The organism is uncultured Sphingosinicella sp., from assembly GCF_963974575.1.
In the GTDB taxonomy this organism is placed as follows: domain Bacteria; phylum Pseudomonadota; class Alphaproteobacteria; order Sphingomonadales; family Sphingomonadaceae; genus Sphingosinicella.
Window position 1 is genome coordinate 13,643 of record NZ_CAXBBQ010000002.1, and the last position, 14,824, is coordinate 28,466.

Genomic DNA, 14,824 nt, shown 5'->3' on the forward strand with positions numbered 1-14,824 from the left:
TCAGTCGGCCTTCATCCAGCGGTCGTACCAGTCGATGTTGGCACGGATGCGGTGCGCAAGGTAGCTCGGCACGGTGAGGCTGTGGTTCTCGCCCGGATAGACGATGAGCTTGGTCGGGATGCCCCGCGTCTTCAGCGTCAGATACATCTGCTCGGCACCCGGGCACGGCACGTTGTCATCGGCATCCGCGCACTGGAACAAGGTCGCTGCTGTGATGCGTTCGGGCTCGAAGAACGGGTAGGCGAGCTTCTTCCATGTGTCGAAATTCTCCCACGGCGTGCCGAGTTCGAGGATGTACTCGCGCTGGTACATGTCGACGCCCCACGTCGCGAAGATGTTGGAGACGCCGGCGCCCGCCACGGCCGCCTTGATGCGCTTGTCGTAGGCGATCATGTAGCCGGTGAGGATGCCGCCGTAGCTCCAGCCGCCCGCGCCGATGCGGTTGGGGTCTGCGATGCCGGTTTCGATCGCATTGGTGATGCCCGCGCTGATGTCCTGCGCATCGACATTGCCCCAATCGGCATAGATCGCGCGCGAGAAATCGAAGCCGCGCCCCGATGAGCCGCGCGGATTGATCTTGAGCACGACATAGCCCTCTGCGGCTAGCGCGCGCGCGTCGAGATCGAACTCGTGGCTGTGCTGGTACACGGGACCGCCATGGAGATCCGCGATCAGCGGATAGCGCTTCGCCGGGTCATAATCCGGCGGCAGCACGTAAAATCCGTGGATTTCAGCATCGCCGCTCTTGAAGCTGACGTCACGCGTCTCACCGAGCGCGCGGTCCTTCAGCCACGGATTATGGTCGGTGAGCGGTCGGGCTCCAGCCTTTTCCAGCGCGAAAAGCTCGGCAGGCTTTTCATTCGTGCTTTCGAGGATGGCGATGCGTCCGTCATTCGCAACGGCATAGTCATAGGCGAAGCGGGTGCCCTTGGTGAGATAGCTGATCTTGCCGCTCTTCGTGTCCACGCGCGCCAGCCACGTGTCCCGGTCACCCTCGATCTGCGTGAGGATCGACCCATCCGGCGCGAAGCGCGGGTAGTAGAACCAGAGGTCGAGCTTCGCGGGACGCGTCACCGCGCCTGTCGTCACGTCGGCAACGGCAAGGTGCGGCGTGCCGTAGTAGAGCCACTTGTCCTCCATGCCTTCGAGCCACACGATCCGCTTCGAATCCGGCGACCAGGAGACGCCCGCGATCCAATCCGGATCGTCATCCGCGTTCTCGGTGGGGCTGAGCTTGCGCGGCTCGCCGCCTTCGGGGGACTGCACGTAGATTTCGGTGTTGAGCGTCTTGTCGGTCTCGCCGTGGTCCTTCGCGGTGTAGGCGATAAGTTTTCCATCGGGCGACCATGCGGGGCGCCAATGATCGCGCGCACCGCGCGTCAGCTGCCGCGCCGCGCCCGTTTCGAGGTCCACAATGAAAAGCTGCTGCGTGCGGTCATCGAGATAGCCGCGACCGTCCTCTTTGAAAAAGAAGCGCTCGGTTTCGATGGGCGGCGGGTTCTTCGCCTTGCTGCCAACCGCCTTGCCGACTTCCGCGACGACGACGGCGTATTTGCCGTCGGGAGACAGATCGTAGTCGCTGATCCCGCCGGGGAGGCTGGAAATGCGCTTCCCTGCGCCGCCTGCGGCCGGCATCGTCCAGAGCTGGTCGCTGTCATCCTCTTCCTCCTCGCCCGCCGGCTTCTTGCCGGCATCGCTGAGGAACACGATCGTCTTGCCATCGGGCGTGTAGCGCGGGCTGTATTCGCTCACCTCCGGGGTGCTGGTGAGCGGTTTAGCGGCTCCGCCCTTCCACGGCACAGTCCACAGGTCGCTCGTCTTTTCATCGCGCGCCTGATCGGGGGTCGAGACCGTGTAGGCGACCGTGCCGCCATCGGGCGCGAAGGTGGGCTCGCTGACATCCGTGAGCCGGTAATAATCCTCCGGCACCACGGCGGAGGGGGCCGCTGAAGCAAGGCTGGACGATGCCAGCAGCAAGAAACCGCCCAGAATCCGGTACATAACCCCTGCCCCTCTCATGCTGCTGCGCTCAGAACGAAACCGTCGCACCCATGTAGAAATAGCGCCCCATCGCGGAGACGGGGTAAGATGTGAAGTTGAACGCCGGCTTCTCGTCGAACAGGTTGTTGACGCCGCCGTAGATGCTGAAGCGTTCGCCGATGTCGTAGCTGAGCTGCACTTCGTGCTCCCACTTCTGCTTCGCCCAGAAATATTTGGGATCGGTGTAATCGGGGTCTCCCGCGAGATCCTCGGTCGTGAAGCGACGGGTCTTGTCGAACCAGGAGATGCCGTACGCGATCGTCATCGGCCCCTTGTTCCACGTGAGGTCGAGCGTCGCCGAATAGCGCGGTGCATAGGCGAGCGCCTCGTCACGGTCGGAATCGACCTCAGCCCCCGGCGTCGCCACGTACTCCAGACGGTCGAGATAATTACCGGTGAGCGCCACGTTGAACGTTCCTGCGGTATCCGTACGGATTCGGTACGCGAGTGTGACGTCAAGACCAGCAGTGCGGAACTGCGCAACGTTGTCGGGCCGCGAGGTGAAACCGGTGATGAAGCCCGTGTCGGGATCACGCGTGATCGCCGAGCAGAACGGATTGTCGAGCGTAGGTTGATCAACGCACAGCTCGGCAAGCTCTTCCGCCTGCGGCGTGTTGATCGCGTTCTTGATCTTGATGTCGTACCAATCCGCCGAAACGCTGAAGCCAGGCAGGAAACGCGGGCGAAGCACCACGCCCGCCGTCCATGTCTTCGCGGTTTCCTCCTGAAGGTCGGGGTTGCCGCCGCTCAAACCCTCGGTAAAAAGTGACGAGCTGGGGTCGCTCGTCGGGCTGAACGTCGTCGGATCGATGCCGAGCGCGCCGATCAGCGCCGCACAGTTCGCCTCGCGCGTGGAGGTGCCGTTGTTCAGCTCCTGCGTGTCGCACGGATCGACGATGAAATTGAACGAGGAGCTTTCCGGCGCGAACAGCTCGGCAATGTTCGGCGCGCGCACCGCCTGCGAATAGGTCGCGCGGAACGAGACGTCGGGAATCGGTGCGTAGACGCCGTCCACCTTCCACGTCGTCGTGGAACCGACCGTGCTGTAGTCGGAAAGCCGGATGGCGCCGCCGACCGACAGCAGATGCGCGCCCGGCACATCCTTTAGCAGGGGCAGGTTGATCTCAGCGAACACCTCTTTCACGTCGAAGCGGCCGTTCGACGGCTGAATCGCACCGTACCACGTCAGGCCATCGCGGATTACCGGGTCAGGATCAAACGTGCTCTTCTCCTTGCGATATTCGGCGCCGAAAGCGAAGCCAACTGCCCCGCCCGGGAGATTGAAGAACGCGCCGGTGTCACCCGAAATGGAGCCCGAGACGACGTGCTGGGTCACCTTCGCACGGCTGAGGCTATCGGTCGTCACGAAGCCGATCGCTGCCGGATCGCGCACGTACTCGCCGAAGATGTTGTAAGGTACGCAGTTCGGGAAGGGATTATCGGGATCGAGCATCGTCCGGCAGATCGGCGCGCCCGTGTCGGGATCGGAAACAACGTCGATCGCTGCCTGCCATTCGGCCTCCAGCCGGTTGCCCTGGCTGAACGTGCGCGTCTTCGTCTGGCCGTAGACGTATGACACCTCGTATTTCAGGTGCTCGCTGAAACTGCCGCTGGCACCGATAACGCCGCGCAGTGTCTGGCGAACGTTTTCCTCGAAATTGATGCCGAGATCGAAATTGTCGCGCGTGACCCATACACCGTCCGGCATATCGGGGTCTTCAAATGCCGCCGCCGCCGCACCGGGCACGATCGCATTGCGGATCGAATCCGGCATGAAGGGGTTTTCGGCCGTCTGGAACAGGTAGAAATCGTAAGTGGGCTGCTGCTGCGTCCACGCCTTGCTGCGGACGTACTTGCCCTCGGCAAACAGCGTGAAAGCGTCGCTGAATTCATAGCGGCCAAGGACGTTGACGAGGTGGCGTTCAAGGCCCGGCAGGACGTCGCCCTGGTAGCCATCCACCGGCGTGCTCGAACCACCCTGCGCGTAGCCGCCGGATTCCTCCAGCACGAGGCCACGGTCATAGATATCACCGTCGCCCTCGAAGTCAGACGCATAGTCGAAATCGACATCGACAGCGCCCATGCGCGCGGTGTCCGCGTAACGAACGTCGTTATAGGGGATATAGTCCGGCACGTTGGGATCGTCAGGCAAGTCAGCCTGGTTGCGATAAAGGCCGGCGGCGCGCGGATTCCGCAGCCGCGCGCGGCGCAGTTCGTTCAGCCGGTCCTGCTTGTTGTATTCATAGGCGGCAGCGATGTTGCCTCGGCCTTCCGAGAAATTGGTGCCGGCGGTGATCGCTCCGTAGCGGTTGCCGCCGTCGCCGCGCTGCGAAATGCCGATCTGGCCGCGCGCGGTGATGCCTTCGAAATCGCGCTTCAACCGGAAGTTGACGACGCCCGACACGCCATCGGCGCCGTAGATCGCCGACGCGCCGCCGGTCAGTACATCGACCGCTTCGATGAGGTCGGTCGGGATCGCGTTGATGTCCACCGCCGCCGAACCCGCGAGCGCGGACACATGGCGGCGACCGTCCACCAGCACCAGCGTGCGGTCGGTACCGAGGTTCCTGAGATCGAGGAGGTTAAGGCCCGCCTCGCCGAAATCCGACTCAGAGCCACCAGTGAGGCTTCCGGTCTGCGACCCCACGAGGGCGGGACTCTGCGTCAGGAAATCCGCGATATTGGTCTTGCCGGACTGGGCGATGGCTTCGGCGGAGAGCGTGGTGACGGGGTTTGCGAAGTCAAGCTCGGGGCGGCTGATGCGCGTGCCCGTGATGATGATGGTTTCGGCGACTTCCGCTTCGGCGGTGTCCGCCTGCTCGCCTGCCTGCTGCGCAAAAGTCTGCGCGCTCCATGCGGTTGTCGCCATCAGGACGGCAAAGCCGGTGATCGTCTTCATAGCTGCTGCTCCCACCCTTTTGCCGGTTTCCGGCGTTCTTCCCGAACTTCTCGGAGCGGAGGATGTCGCAGCCTCTGTAGTTAGTCAATTGTCCAATTCGTAAACGGAAGGCGCCACCCCCGAGCGGGATCGGGAGTGGCGCGACCGAACTTCGGACGGAGTATCAGAATGAACCGAGCGGGTTCCGCGCGCGGTTCCAACCGAGGGCCGCGAGACGTTCCGAGCGTTCGAAACGGCGGCGCTCTATGATGCCGTTCAGCTTCATCGCGAGACCGATCGCGAGAAAGGCGCACACGGCCTGTGAATAATTTTGCAGCGCGAAGCTGGCAGTGCCGACAACGGCGCAGATAATGATGATCATAGGGAAGACGCGGGCATACACCGCGTCAGCGAGTTCAACCTTGTCCATGGCCCCTAGACTCCCGAGCATTTTCTTGACCCGGCACCCATTAGCGGCCTCAATACCTAACGAGGTCTTGCCGAACGCGGTTAACATCCAAACTTTGATGGTTAACCTTACGGGCCTGTTATCATTTCTACTGCGTCCCTGCGATCAGGCTCGCTGTGCTTCCGCCGCCTTCCTTCGCCGAGGCATGGACCTGCAGGCTGCGCCCGCCCGCCTTGTCCTCCGCAGCGACCATGCGCATCTCGGGCGTCGTCATCTCGCCCGCGATCTTGAGCCCCGCCTTCTCGGCCTGCGCCTTGTACCAGGCGACCACCTTTTCGGGCGCATCACCGGTTTCGAAGTTGACCATGCCGCCCTTGCCCGTGTTCGAGTCGCCGCCCGCACCGCCGACGACCTTCGCCCCCGGATAGAGCGGCGCGAAATCGGGAAGGAAGTCAGCGGCGCCCTCCCCGCTCATGAACTTGCCGGTTTGCCCATCGGGTCCGGTAACGGTGACGGTGGACGTATCGCCGTCCTGACGCACGCTGTATTGCGCCTCGCCGTCTTCGGTCGCAACGCTGCCGCTGGCGATCTCCTTGCCCTCTCCCTTCGAGGCTTCGCTTGCGTCGTTGCCGCCGCACGCCGTGAGCGCGAGCAGCGCGGCGCCCGCGATAAATCCCTGTTTCGTCATGAGAATACCTCCTGTCCGGCAGGCACATTATCAAATGCCTGCCGGAGCGGAAGCCTTGTTATTCCATCAGCTCAGCGGCATTTGATGCCGTCGTCCAGGCTCTTGCCGAGGAGGCCGCCCGCGACCGCGCCGAGCACGGCGCCCACGGTCTTGGAGCCGCCCGGAGCGATCTCGTGGCCGAGCACGCCGCCCGCCACGCCGCCGATGATGAGGCCGGTCGTGCCGTCCTTGCGCTTGCAGTAATAGCGCCCGTCGCGACCGCGATAGATCTCCTCGTCACGGCTGAGGCGACGCTCGCGATAGTTGCCCTTGCGGTAGTAATCATCCGGATACCAGCGATCCCGATCCTTGGCGCGCTTTCCATGCGCGGGCGCCCAGTGCGGCGGATCGGCAAGCGCCGGAGCCGACCACACACCAGCAAGCGGGATCAGCGAAGCCGCGACTGCGGCGAATACGACCTTTTTCATAAACCTCTCCAAACCTTATCAATGAAGCGTTCGCTTCGGCTGCTCAACGCAGGAGCAGGCAAACGGCTCCCCACACACCATGCGACGGAACGCTTTCGGATAGCTGAACAGCCGTGGCGGGCCGCCCGCGCGCGCGCTAAGACGTGCATCCATGCAGACGATCGTCCTCCTCACCCTTTCGAACATCCTGATGACCTTCGCGTGGTACTGGCACCTGAAAGCCGGCGCGGCGGGGGCGAAGCCGATGTTCGTGATCATCCTGATCAGCTGGGGCATCGCCTTCTTCGAATATGCGCTCGCGGTCCCTGCGAACCGTATCGGCGCCGCCGCGGGATGGACGCCGGGGCAGCTGAAGATCGCGCAGGAGGCGATCGCGCTCACCATCTTCGGCGTGTTCATGGTGACGTACCTCGGCGAGCCGCTGCACTGGCGCCACTTCGCCGCCTTCGGCTGCATCATGGCGGCGGTCGGCTTCCTGTTCGTCGGCCGGTAACCGTGGACACCGCCCTCGCCGCACTGGTTTCGCCGGGCGACACGCTCGCCGTGCGGGTGACGCCGAAGGCGCGCGGCGGCGAGCGCATCGTCGTTGAAGACACGCCCGAAGGTCCGCGCGCCCGCGTGTGGGTTTCCGCCCCGCCCGAGGACGGCAAGGCGAACGCCGCCGTCTGCCGACTCGTCGCGAAAGCGCTCGGCCTTCCCAAATCCGCCGTCAGCGTCGCACGCGGCGACACCTCGCGCGAGAAGCTGCTGCACATCGCGCGCTGACCGGCGGTTTTCTTTCGAAAGAAAGACCGGCACCGCAATGCGAGTTTGACTCAGATCAAAGTCGGAAGGTGCCGATGGCTTACCACCAGAGGCGAGGTTCCGCCGGCGACTACCGTCCCACCACCCTCCGCAAGGGGCCGGCGGACCCTCCCCGCAGTAAACACCTCCTCCTTGGGGGATAGCGCGCTCCTGCTGTCCCCCGCATTTCTTTCCTGTCGTTTTGAAGACGTTGCGCCGCGCCGCGCGGCGCATCACGATCCGCTTCCGTTCGGGACGGGTGCAGACAGGGGGGAACCAATCATGACCGCTGATTTCATACGCAGGCTCGCAGGGACGCTGATGCTGCTGACAGGCGCGGGACACGTCGCGCTGCTCGCCATGCGGCCGATGAGCCCGGAACTCGCCATCACCGTCGCGTTCGGCGCGGGCTATTTCCTGATCGGCGTGTTCCTGTGGCGCGGCGACGGGCGACAGGCGCTCTGGGCGGGGGTTATCTTCCCGGCGATCGGCGCAGCGCTCTCCTTCGCCGCGAACCCACCCGGCAAAGGCGGCTGGACGCCGATCGGCACGGCGTTCGTCGCCATCGACATCGTGGTCGTGCTCGCCTGTCTGTGGCTGCTGATGCGGCGTGCGGGCTGAACGGCGGGAACAGGAACGGGCGGCCGCCGTCGCGGAATTGGAGGCCCACAGCCTTGACAGCGTGTTGACTGCCTGTGTGCCGCCTCAGGCCGCTTGCGTTCGCGGTGTCGGCTGCGATCGCCGCGCACACGCTCGGCGGGCGTGCCGCCGAGAAGACGCGTGAACCATGCGAGTGGGATGCCGAGCGTGCGTCCGTCGTCGAGTTCGACCCACATCTGATCGTCATCGAAGCGAACCGTAGTTGCTCTAGGCGAATGGCTCATGCCACGCCCCTTCGATACACCCAATTAGGGGACGACTTTCGTCGCCCCCTAACGAGTGGTTATGCACAGTCTGCATAATTCAGACCGATTTCATCGGACCATACAAGCGAGAAATTCGCCTGAGCATCCAAAAGCGTTGGAAAAGAAAGCACCGATTCAGCGATCGGGTCGCCATCAACGGTAGTTGCATACCAGCGCCATCCACAACCACTCTCCAAATAGTAGTAGACGTACATGACGCCTATCCTTTCTTGGAATGTGGTTACTCAATACGCCTTGCGCTTTTCGACGTGCTAACCAGTTGTCCTGAAACCGCATCGTATGAGCCCAGATTTAACTCATAAATGAGAAAAATTGGATGCTAGAAACCCGCGGAGTCCCGTGCAAGTTAACAGCTATTAGCGCTACACTCCCTCGTCAGGGGCAAATACTTCAGACGGGCGCCTCCTCTCCCAATAGCCTTGGAATTTGTAGTAATATTTACTCCGCCACCCCCAGCATCCCCTGCTCATCCCCCGCTTCGTTGGCGGCGGTGGTGATCTTGGCGGATTTGCGTTTGTCGAAGGCGTCCCACACGTCGTTCCAGCTGCCCTTGGTGGCGGCTTTGGAATATTCGGTGGCGCGGGTTTCGAAGAAGTTGGCGTGCTCGACGCCGTTCAGCAGCGGCGCGAGCCACGGCAGCGGGTGCTCGGCAATCTTGTAGATCGGCTTCAGGCCAAGCTGGCCGAGGCGCCAGTCAGCGATGAAGCGGATGTAATTCTTGATGTCGTCGGGCGTCATGCCGGGCACCGGGCCCATTTCGAACGCCAGATCGACGAACGCGTCCTCCAGATCGACCGTGTGATAGCAGGTGTCGCGGATTTCCTTGCGCATCGCCGGGGTCAGGCAGTCCCGCTCCTGGCAGAAGGTGTGGAACAGCTTGATGATGCCCTCGCAGTGCAGCGACTCATCGCGCACCGACCAGCTGACGATCTGGCCCATGCCCTTCATCTTGTTGTGGCGCGGGAAGTTCATCAGCATGGCGAAGCTGGCGAAGAGCTGAAGCCCTTCCGTGAAGCCGCCGAACATGGCGAGCGTCTTCGCGATATCCTCGTCCGTATCGACGCCGAAGGTGGCGAGGTAATCGTGCTTGTCCTTCATTTCCTTGTACTGAAGGAACATGCCGTACTCGCTTTCGGGCATACCGATCGTGTCGAGCAGGTGGCTGTAGGCGGCGATGTGCACCGTTTCCATGTTGCTGAACGCGGTCAGCATCATCTTGATCTCGGTGGGTTTGAAGACGCGGCCGTACTTCTCGTGGTAGCAATCCTGCACCTCGACGTCCGCCTGCGTGAAGAAGCGGAAAATCTGCGTGAGCAGGTTGCGCTCGTGATCCGAGAGCTTCTGCGCCCAGTCGCGGCAATCTTCGCCCAGCGGCACTTCCTCCGGCAGCCAGTGGAGCTGCTGCTGGAGCTTCCAGTAGTCGTATGCCCACGGATATTCGAAGGGCTTGTACTGCTTGGAGGCTTGCAGAAGAGGCATCGCCGTTACTTTCCCGTTGCGGGCCGAAATTCAAACCGACCCGAATTTACACCGTTTCCCAAGATCAAAGTATCGCTTTGATCGCGCCTACTGGCAGGCCAGGCACTCGTCGTAATCCTTCACCTCCACCTCGATCTGCTTGAGATCGATGGTGTTGTCCGCCTCCACGCCGCCCGCGAAGCCCGCGCGCTGCATGGATTTGGAGCGGCAGTAGTAGAGCGACTTGATGCCCAGCTCCCACGCCCGGTAGTGCATCATCAGAAGATCCCACTTCTCGATGTCCGCCGGGAGGAACAGATTAAGGCTCTGCGCCTGATCGATATAGGGCGTGCGGTCGCCGGCGAGTTCGAGCAGCCAGCGCTGGTCGATCTCGAATGCGGTGCGGAACGTCGCCTTCTCGTCGGGGGTGAGGAAATCGAGGTGCTGCACGGAGCCGCCGCGCTCAAGGATCGTGCTCCACACCTTGTCGCTGTTCTTCGCCTTCTCATCGAGCAGCTTTTCAAGGTACGGGTTCTTCACGGTGAAGCTGCCCGACAGCGTCTTGTGCGTGTAGATGTTCGCCGGGATCGGCTCGATGCACGCCGAGGTGCCGCCGCAGATGATGCTGATCGACGCGGTCGGCGCGATCGCCATCTTGCAGCTGAAGCGCTCCATCACGCCCATGTCCTCGGCATCCGGGCAGGCGCCGCGTTCGCTCGCGAGGAGCATCGAGGCTTCGTCCGCCTGCGTGCGGATGTGGCGGAAGATCTTGAGGTTCCACGACTTCGCCATCGCGCTTTCGAACGGAATCGAACGCGCCTGCAGGAAGCTGTGGAAGCCCATGACGCCAAGGCCCACCGAACGCTCGCGCATCGCGGCATATTTGGCGCGCTCCATCTCGTCCGGCGCGCGTGCGATATAGTCGGAGAGCACGTTGTCGAGGAAGCGCATCACGTCCTCGATGAACAGCTTGTCCTTCGACCACTCGTCCCAGGTTTCGAGGTTGAGGCTGGAGAGGCAGCAGACCGCCGTGCGGTCCTTGTTGTACTGATCGACGCCGGTGGGCAGCGTGATTTCCGAGCACAGGTTCGATGTCGTGACCTTCAGGCCGACGTCGCGCTGGTGCTTGGGCATCGTGTTGTTCACGTGATCGATGAAGATGATGTACGGCTCGCCCGTCGCCAGCCGGGTCTCGACCAGCTTCTGGAACAGCGCGCGCGCATCCACCTCGGCCCGCTTCGAACCGTCCTTGGGGCTGACGAGATCGAAGGGAAGACCATCTCGCACGGCCTCCATGAAAGCGTCGGTAACGAGGACGCCGTGATGGAGGTTCAAGGCCTTGCGGTTGAAATCACCGGAAGGCTTGCGGATTTCGAGGAACTCTTCGATTTCCGGGTGCGAGATGTCGAGGTAGCAAGCTGCGGATCCCCGCCTCAGCGATCCCTGGCTTATCGCCAGTGTCAATGAATCCATCACGCGCACGAACGGGACGATGCCCGACGTCTTGCCGTTCAGGCCCACGGGTTCCCCGATGCCGCGGACATGACCCCAATAGGTGCCGATGCCGCCGCCCTTGGAGGCGAGCCAGACGTTCTCGTTCCACGTGCCGACGATGCCTTCGAGGCTGTCCGACACGCTGTTCAGGTAGCAGGAGATGGGCAGGCCACGCCCGGTGCCGCCGTTCGACAGCACAGGCGTCGCGGGCATGAACCACAGGCGCGAGATATAATCGTATAGCCGTTGCGCGTGGGCATCGTCGCCGTCGTCCGCATACGCTGCGGCAACCCGCGCGAACAGGTCCTGCGGCCTTTCGCCAGGCAGCAGGTAGCGGTCCTCCAGCGTCTGGCGGCCGAAATCCGTGAGCAGCGCATCCCGGCTGTGATCGATCTCGATCGCGTGCGCCGCCGCACCGCGCGGGCGCGCCGTGGCTGCAACGTCATCGCCGTCAAGAGTCGCCGTATCCACGCCACTGAAATCCATCTGAGCCGACTCCCCTATGTTCCTGCTTCGTTCCACATCCGTCAAGGGGTGCTGCGAATATGGGGTAGCGGGTCTTTCCCGCAACGGATACGGGCGATGTCGCGCCGTCCCCGATATCCTCGTAATTCACAGGCTAGGCGATCTCTCGCCAACCGAGGGGACAAAACCGGCCCTGCCCCGGGAACGTATCGTTTCCCGTGTGACACAAGCTGTTGTGGTGACCCCCCGGTCCCAGAACCAGACTTTGTGGTGAAGCGCCGCCTAACGCAAGGGGGTTTTTACACAATTTAAGTTTTTGTGACGAGATCAGGCACTTAGCTGAATCGCTTGAAGAATCCGTGCAAGACACTGGTGGACGCAGGCGCTTCGGCTGGCTAATCACCGCCCCAAACCGGTCTTTTCGAGAGGGCTTTTGCATGGCGGTGATCCGCGAAGAAGACGTCATTGAGTCGGTGGCCGACGCACTTCAATACATCAGCTATTATCACCCCATGGACTACATCCGCGCACTCGGCCGCGCGTATGAGCTGGAGCAGGGTCCGGCCGCGAAGGACGCGATTGCGCAGATTCTAACGAACAGCCGCATGTGCGCCGAGGGCCACCGCCCGATCTGCCAGGACACAGGGATCGTCACCGCCTTTGTGAAGATCGGTATGAACGTCCAGTGGCAAGCCACGAGAACTGTTCAGGAAATGGTCGACGAAGGCGTACGCCGCGCCTACTTTCACCCCGAGAACCGCCTGCGCGCTTCGATCGTTTCGGACCCGGCATTTTCGCGCAAGAACACGAAGGACAACACGCCCGCCGTCGTCCATGTCGAAATGGTGCCCGGCGACACGGTGGAGATCACCGTCGCGGCCAAGGGCGGCGGCAGCGAAAACAAGTCGAAGTTCAAGATGCTGAACCCCAGCGATTCCATCGTCGACTGGGTGCTGGAGATGGTGCCGCAGATGGGCGCGGGCTGGTGCCCGCCCGGCATGCTCGGCATCGGCATCGGCGGCACGGCGGAAAAGGCGATGCTGCTTGCCAAGGAATCGCTGATGGAAGCGATCGACATGTCGGAACTGAAGGCACGCGGGCCGCAGAACGAGATCGAGGCGCTGCGCATCGAGATCTACGACAAGGTGAACGCGCTCGGCATCGGCGCACAGGGCCTCGGCGGCCTCGCGACCGTACTTGACGTCAAGATTTACGACTGCCCGACGCACGCCGCCTCAAAGCCCGTCGCGATGATCCCGAACTGCGCGGCGACGCGCCACGCGCACTTCGTGCTCGACGGCTCCGGCCCCGCCTACCTCGAAGCGCCGGACCTCGCCGACTGGCCGAAGGTGGAATGGACGCCTTCGAAGGAAGCGATCCGCGTCGACCTCGACACGCTGACGCCCGAGGTCGTGCAGGGCTGGAAGCAGGGCGACCGCCTGCTGCTCAATGGCAAGATGCTCACCGGACGCGACGCCGCGCACAAGCGTATCCAGGACATGCTGGCGAAAGGCGAGCCGCTGCCGGTCGAGTTCAAGGGCCGCGTGATCTATTACGTCGGCCCGGTCGATCCCGTGGGCGAGGAAGTCGTCGGCCCGGCAGGTCCCACCACGGCGACGCGCATGGACAAGTTCACGCGCATGATGCTGGAACAGGGCCTCACCGCCATGGTCGGCAAGGCCGAACGCGGCCCGATGGCGGTGGACGCGATCCGCGACCACAAGAGCGCCTACCTGATGGCGGTGGGCGGCGCGGCCTATCTCGTCGCGCGCGCCATCAAGGGCAGCAAGGTCGTCGGCTTCGAAGACCTCGGCATGGAAGCGATCTACGAATTCGAGGTGAAGGACTTTCCCGTCACCGTCGCGGTCGACAGCGAAGGCAAGAACGTCCACCACCTCGCCCCGCTGGTGTGGCGCGAAAAGATCGCCAAGGAACGCCTGCTGGAGCCTGCCGAGTAGCGCGCGCCGAGCCGCCTGCATTTCGGGACGGATCACAAACGCGACATGGGAACCCCTGGTTTGGTGGAACCGTTCGTGATCCGTGCCTTGACGTTGGCGTGGACATGAAAGGGGACGCGTGAATTGATGCGGAGCGAACCGCTCTCCCCGCGCCTTTCCGACACGATTGCCGTCACCCGCGTGCTGTGTGTGCTCGGCATCGTCTATGTCCATGCGTGGACCGGTCTCGGCGGCGATGAGCTCGCCGCCGCCGCCGGGACCGGCCAGGGCATGTTCCGCCTCGTGTTGATGGAGGTATTCGGCCGCAGCGCCGTGCCGCTGCTCGGCATGATCTCCGGCTATCTCGTTGCGGGCGCCGCGATCCGCTCCTGGCGCACCTTCATTGAGCGCAAGGCACGCACGATTCTGCTGCCGATGGCGCTTTGGAACGCGCTCGCCATCCTGCTGGTTTCAGGCACGGCATGGCTCGGCTTCCTGCGGGCACCGATACCCGAAAGCGTCTGGTGGCTGATCGACGAGCTATTCTCGATCCTCACCCCCAATCACATCAACGTGCAGACGCCGTTCCTGCGCGACCTCTTCGTTTGCATGGCGATGACGCCGCTGCTGCTCCGACTGCGTGGCCCGTGGATGACGGGCGCGATCCTGCTCGTTGCGGCGTGGAGCGTCTCAGGCTGGTTCTTTCCGCTGATGCTGAGGCCGCAAATCTTGCTGTTCTTCCTGCTCGGCATCGCGGCACGCCGCCACGATCTCGGCGCGCGCATCGCCGGGGTGCCTTTCACCGCAGCGCTTGCGCCGTTCACCGCGATTGCCGTCATCAAACTTATCGTCAGCGTTCCCGTGCCCGGCGGAACGGTGATGTCGCCAGCGCTGATACCGCTCCTCGACCTCAGCCTTCGCCTCGCCGCGGCGCTCGCCTTCGCGCGCATCGCGTGGGGTCTGGCGGCGCGCGCCACGATGTTCCGCTGGCTGGAACCCTACGCCTTCTTCCTGTTCTGTTCGCACATGATCCTGATCTGGCTTTCGACGCCACTGTTCGAAGCGCTGACCGGCCCGCTCGGATCACCGGCCTATCCGCTGCTCCTCCTCGTCCACCCGCTGCTCGCGCTCGGCTTTGCGCTCGGCCTTGGCCAGATGCTGATGATGTTTGCTCCCCGTGCAGCGGAAATCCTGAGCGGTGGGCGACTAAAAGTAGAAAGCGAAAGCGCAGCCGCAATTCGCACGGCATCTTGAAGATACGGAGGCGACGAACAATTTT

General features: G+C 63.0%; 13 protein-coding genes and 1 pseudogene. 5 read left to right on the top strand and 9 right to left on the bottom strand.

Translation table 11 applies throughout. The features are described from left to right. The 5 genes from AAC014_RS03160 to AAC014_RS03180 all read right to left on the bottom strand — a co-directional run bounded on the left by AAC014_RS03160 (position 1) and on the right by AAC014_RS03180 (position 6,482). Entirely contained in the window at positions 1-2,001 is a 2,001-nt protein-coding gene (locus AAC014_RS03160) for a S9 family peptidase (protein WP_339704018.1), read from the bottom strand. A gap of 28 nt (positions 2,002-2,029) precedes the next feature. Continuing rightward, positions 2,030-4,939, bottom strand: coding sequence for a TonB-dependent receptor (locus AAC014_RS03165; RefSeq protein WP_339704020.1), 2,910 nt, complete (start codon positions 4,937-4,939; stop codon positions 2,030-2,032). 163 nt (positions 4,940-5,102) lie between these two features. After that, the gene (locus AAC014_RS03170; protein ID WP_339704022.1) at positions 5,103-5,348 is read right to left on the bottom strand and encodes a hypothetical protein; all 246 of its coding nucleotides are present in this window, start codon (positions 5,346-5,348) and stop codon (positions 5,103-5,105) included. 127 nt (positions 5,349-5,475) lie between these two features. Beyond that, positions 5,476-6,015, bottom strand: coding sequence for a hypothetical protein (locus AAC014_RS03175; protein WP_339704024.1), 540 nt, complete (start codon positions 6,013-6,015; stop codon positions 5,476-5,478). A 71-nt stretch (positions 6,016-6,086) separates the two neighbouring features. Beyond that, positions 6,087-6,482 (bottom strand): glycine zipper 2TM domain-containing protein, encoded by a 396-nt coding sequence (locus AAC014_RS03180; RefSeq protein ID WP_339704026.1) that lies wholly within the window; start codon positions 6,480-6,482, stop codon positions 6,087-6,089. A 151-nt stretch (positions 6,483-6,633) separates the two neighbouring features. Here AAC014_RS03180 and AAC014_RS03185 point away from each other — a divergent pair, with 151 nt between their 5' ends. The 3 genes from AAC014_RS03185 (at position 6,634) to AAC014_RS03195 (ending at position 7,886) form a co-directional block, all read left to right on the top strand. Then, entirely contained in the window at positions 6,634-6,975 is a 342-nt protein-coding gene (locus AAC014_RS03185; protein ID WP_339704028.1) for a DMT family protein, read from the top strand. A gap of 2 nt (positions 6,976-6,977) precedes the next feature. Further along, complete coding sequence (locus AAC014_RS03190) at positions 6,978-7,247, top strand: DUF167 domain-containing protein (RefSeq protein WP_339704030.1); 270 nt, start codon at positions 6,978-6,980, stop codon at positions 7,245-7,247. A 300-nt stretch (positions 7,248-7,547) separates the two neighbouring features. Then, positions 7,548-7,886, top strand: a complete 339-nt coding sequence (locus AAC014_RS03195; protein ID WP_339705366.1) for a hypothetical protein — start codon at positions 7,548-7,550, stop codon at positions 7,884-7,886. Positions 7,887-8,026: 140 nt separating this feature from the next. Here the strand turns inward: AAC014_RS03195 and AAC014_RS03200 are convergent. From AAC014_RS03200 to AAC014_RS03215, 4 genes and pseudogenes are all read right to left on the bottom strand, one after another. After that, positions 8,027-8,149 (bottom strand): annotated as a pseudogene (locus tag AAC014_RS03200) (DUF2442 domain-containing protein); the annotation flags it as partial. Positions 8,150-8,208: 59 nt separating this feature from the next. Beyond that, positions 8,209-8,385 carry a hypothetical protein gene (locus tag AAC014_RS03205; protein ID WP_339704032.1) on the bottom strand — a complete coding sequence of 59 codons (177 nt, stop codon included), beginning with the start codon at positions 8,383-8,385 and terminating at the stop codon, positions 8,209-8,211. A 244-nt stretch (positions 8,386-8,629) separates the two neighbouring features. Next, positions 8,630-9,670 (bottom strand): ribonucleotide-diphosphate reductase subunit beta, encoded by a 1,041-nt coding sequence (locus AAC014_RS03210; RefSeq protein ID WP_339704034.1) that lies wholly within the window; start codon positions 9,668-9,670, stop codon positions 8,630-8,632. Positions 9,671-9,757: 87 nt separating this feature from the next. Then, positions 9,758-11,629, bottom strand: a complete 1,872-nt coding sequence (locus tag AAC014_RS03215) for a ribonucleoside-diphosphate reductase subunit alpha (protein WP_339704036.1) — start codon at positions 11,627-11,629, stop codon at positions 9,758-9,760. Between the two features lie 416 nt (positions 11,630-12,045). Here AAC014_RS03215 and AAC014_RS03220 point away from each other — a divergent pair, with 416 nt between their 5' ends. Next, positions 12,046-13,566 carry a fumarate hydratase gene (locus AAC014_RS03220; RefSeq protein WP_339704038.1) on the top strand — a complete coding sequence of 507 codons (1,521 nt, stop codon included), beginning with the start codon at positions 12,046-12,048 and terminating at the stop codon, positions 13,564-13,566. A gap of 126 nt (positions 13,567-13,692) precedes the next feature. Then, the gene (locus AAC014_RS03225) at positions 13,693-14,799 is read left to right on the top strand and encodes an acyltransferase (RefSeq protein ID WP_339704040.1); all 1,107 of its coding nucleotides are present in this window, start codon (positions 13,693-13,695) and stop codon (positions 14,797-14,799) included. Positions 14,800-14,824: the final 25 nt, after the last annotated feature.

Coding starts and splice junctions, on each gene's coding strand:
- AAC014_RS03160 (WP_339704018.1), bottom strand. CDS start 2,001: ATGTACCGGATTCTGGGCGGTTTCTTGCTGCTGGCATCGTCCAGCCTT.
- AAC014_RS03165 (WP_339704020.1), bottom strand. CDS start 4,939: ATGAAGACGATCACCGGCTTTGCCGTCCTGATGGCGACAACCGCATGG.
- AAC014_RS03170 (WP_339704022.1), bottom strand. CDS start 5,348: ATGGACAAGGTTGAACTCGCTGACGCGGTGTATGCCCGCGTCTTCCCT.
- AAC014_RS03175 (WP_339704024.1), bottom strand. CDS start 6,015: ATGACGAAACAGGGATTTATCGCGGGCGCCGCGCTGCTCGCGCTCACG.
- AAC014_RS03180 (WP_339704026.1), bottom strand. CDS start 6,482: ATGAAAAAGGTCGTATTCGCCGCAGTCGCGGCTTCGCTGATCCCGCTT.
- AAC014_RS03185 (WP_339704028.1), top strand. CDS start 6,634: ATGCAGACGATCGTCCTCCTCACCCTTTCGAACATCCTGATGACCTTC.
- AAC014_RS03195 (WP_339705366.1), top strand. CDS start 7,548: ATGACCGCTGATTTCATACGCAGGCTCGCAGGGACGCTGATGCTGCTG.
- AAC014_RS03205 (WP_339704032.1), bottom strand. CDS start 8,385: ATGTACGTCTACTACTATTTGGAGAGTGGTTGTGGATGGCGCTGGTAT.
- AAC014_RS03210 (WP_339704034.1), bottom strand. CDS start 9,670: ATGCCTCTTCTGCAAGCCTCCAAGCAGTACAAGCCCTTCGAATATCCG.
- AAC014_RS03215 (WP_339704036.1), bottom strand. CDS start 11,629: ATGGATTTCAGTGGCGTGGATACGGCGACTCTTGACGGCGATGACGTT.
- AAC014_RS03220 (WP_339704038.1), top strand. CDS start 12,046: ATGGCGGTGATCCGCGAAGAAGACGTCATTGAGTCGGTGGCCGACGCA.
- AAC014_RS03225 (WP_339704040.1), top strand. CDS start 13,693: ATGCGGAGCGAACCGCTCTCCCCGCGCCTTTCCGACACGATTGCCGTC.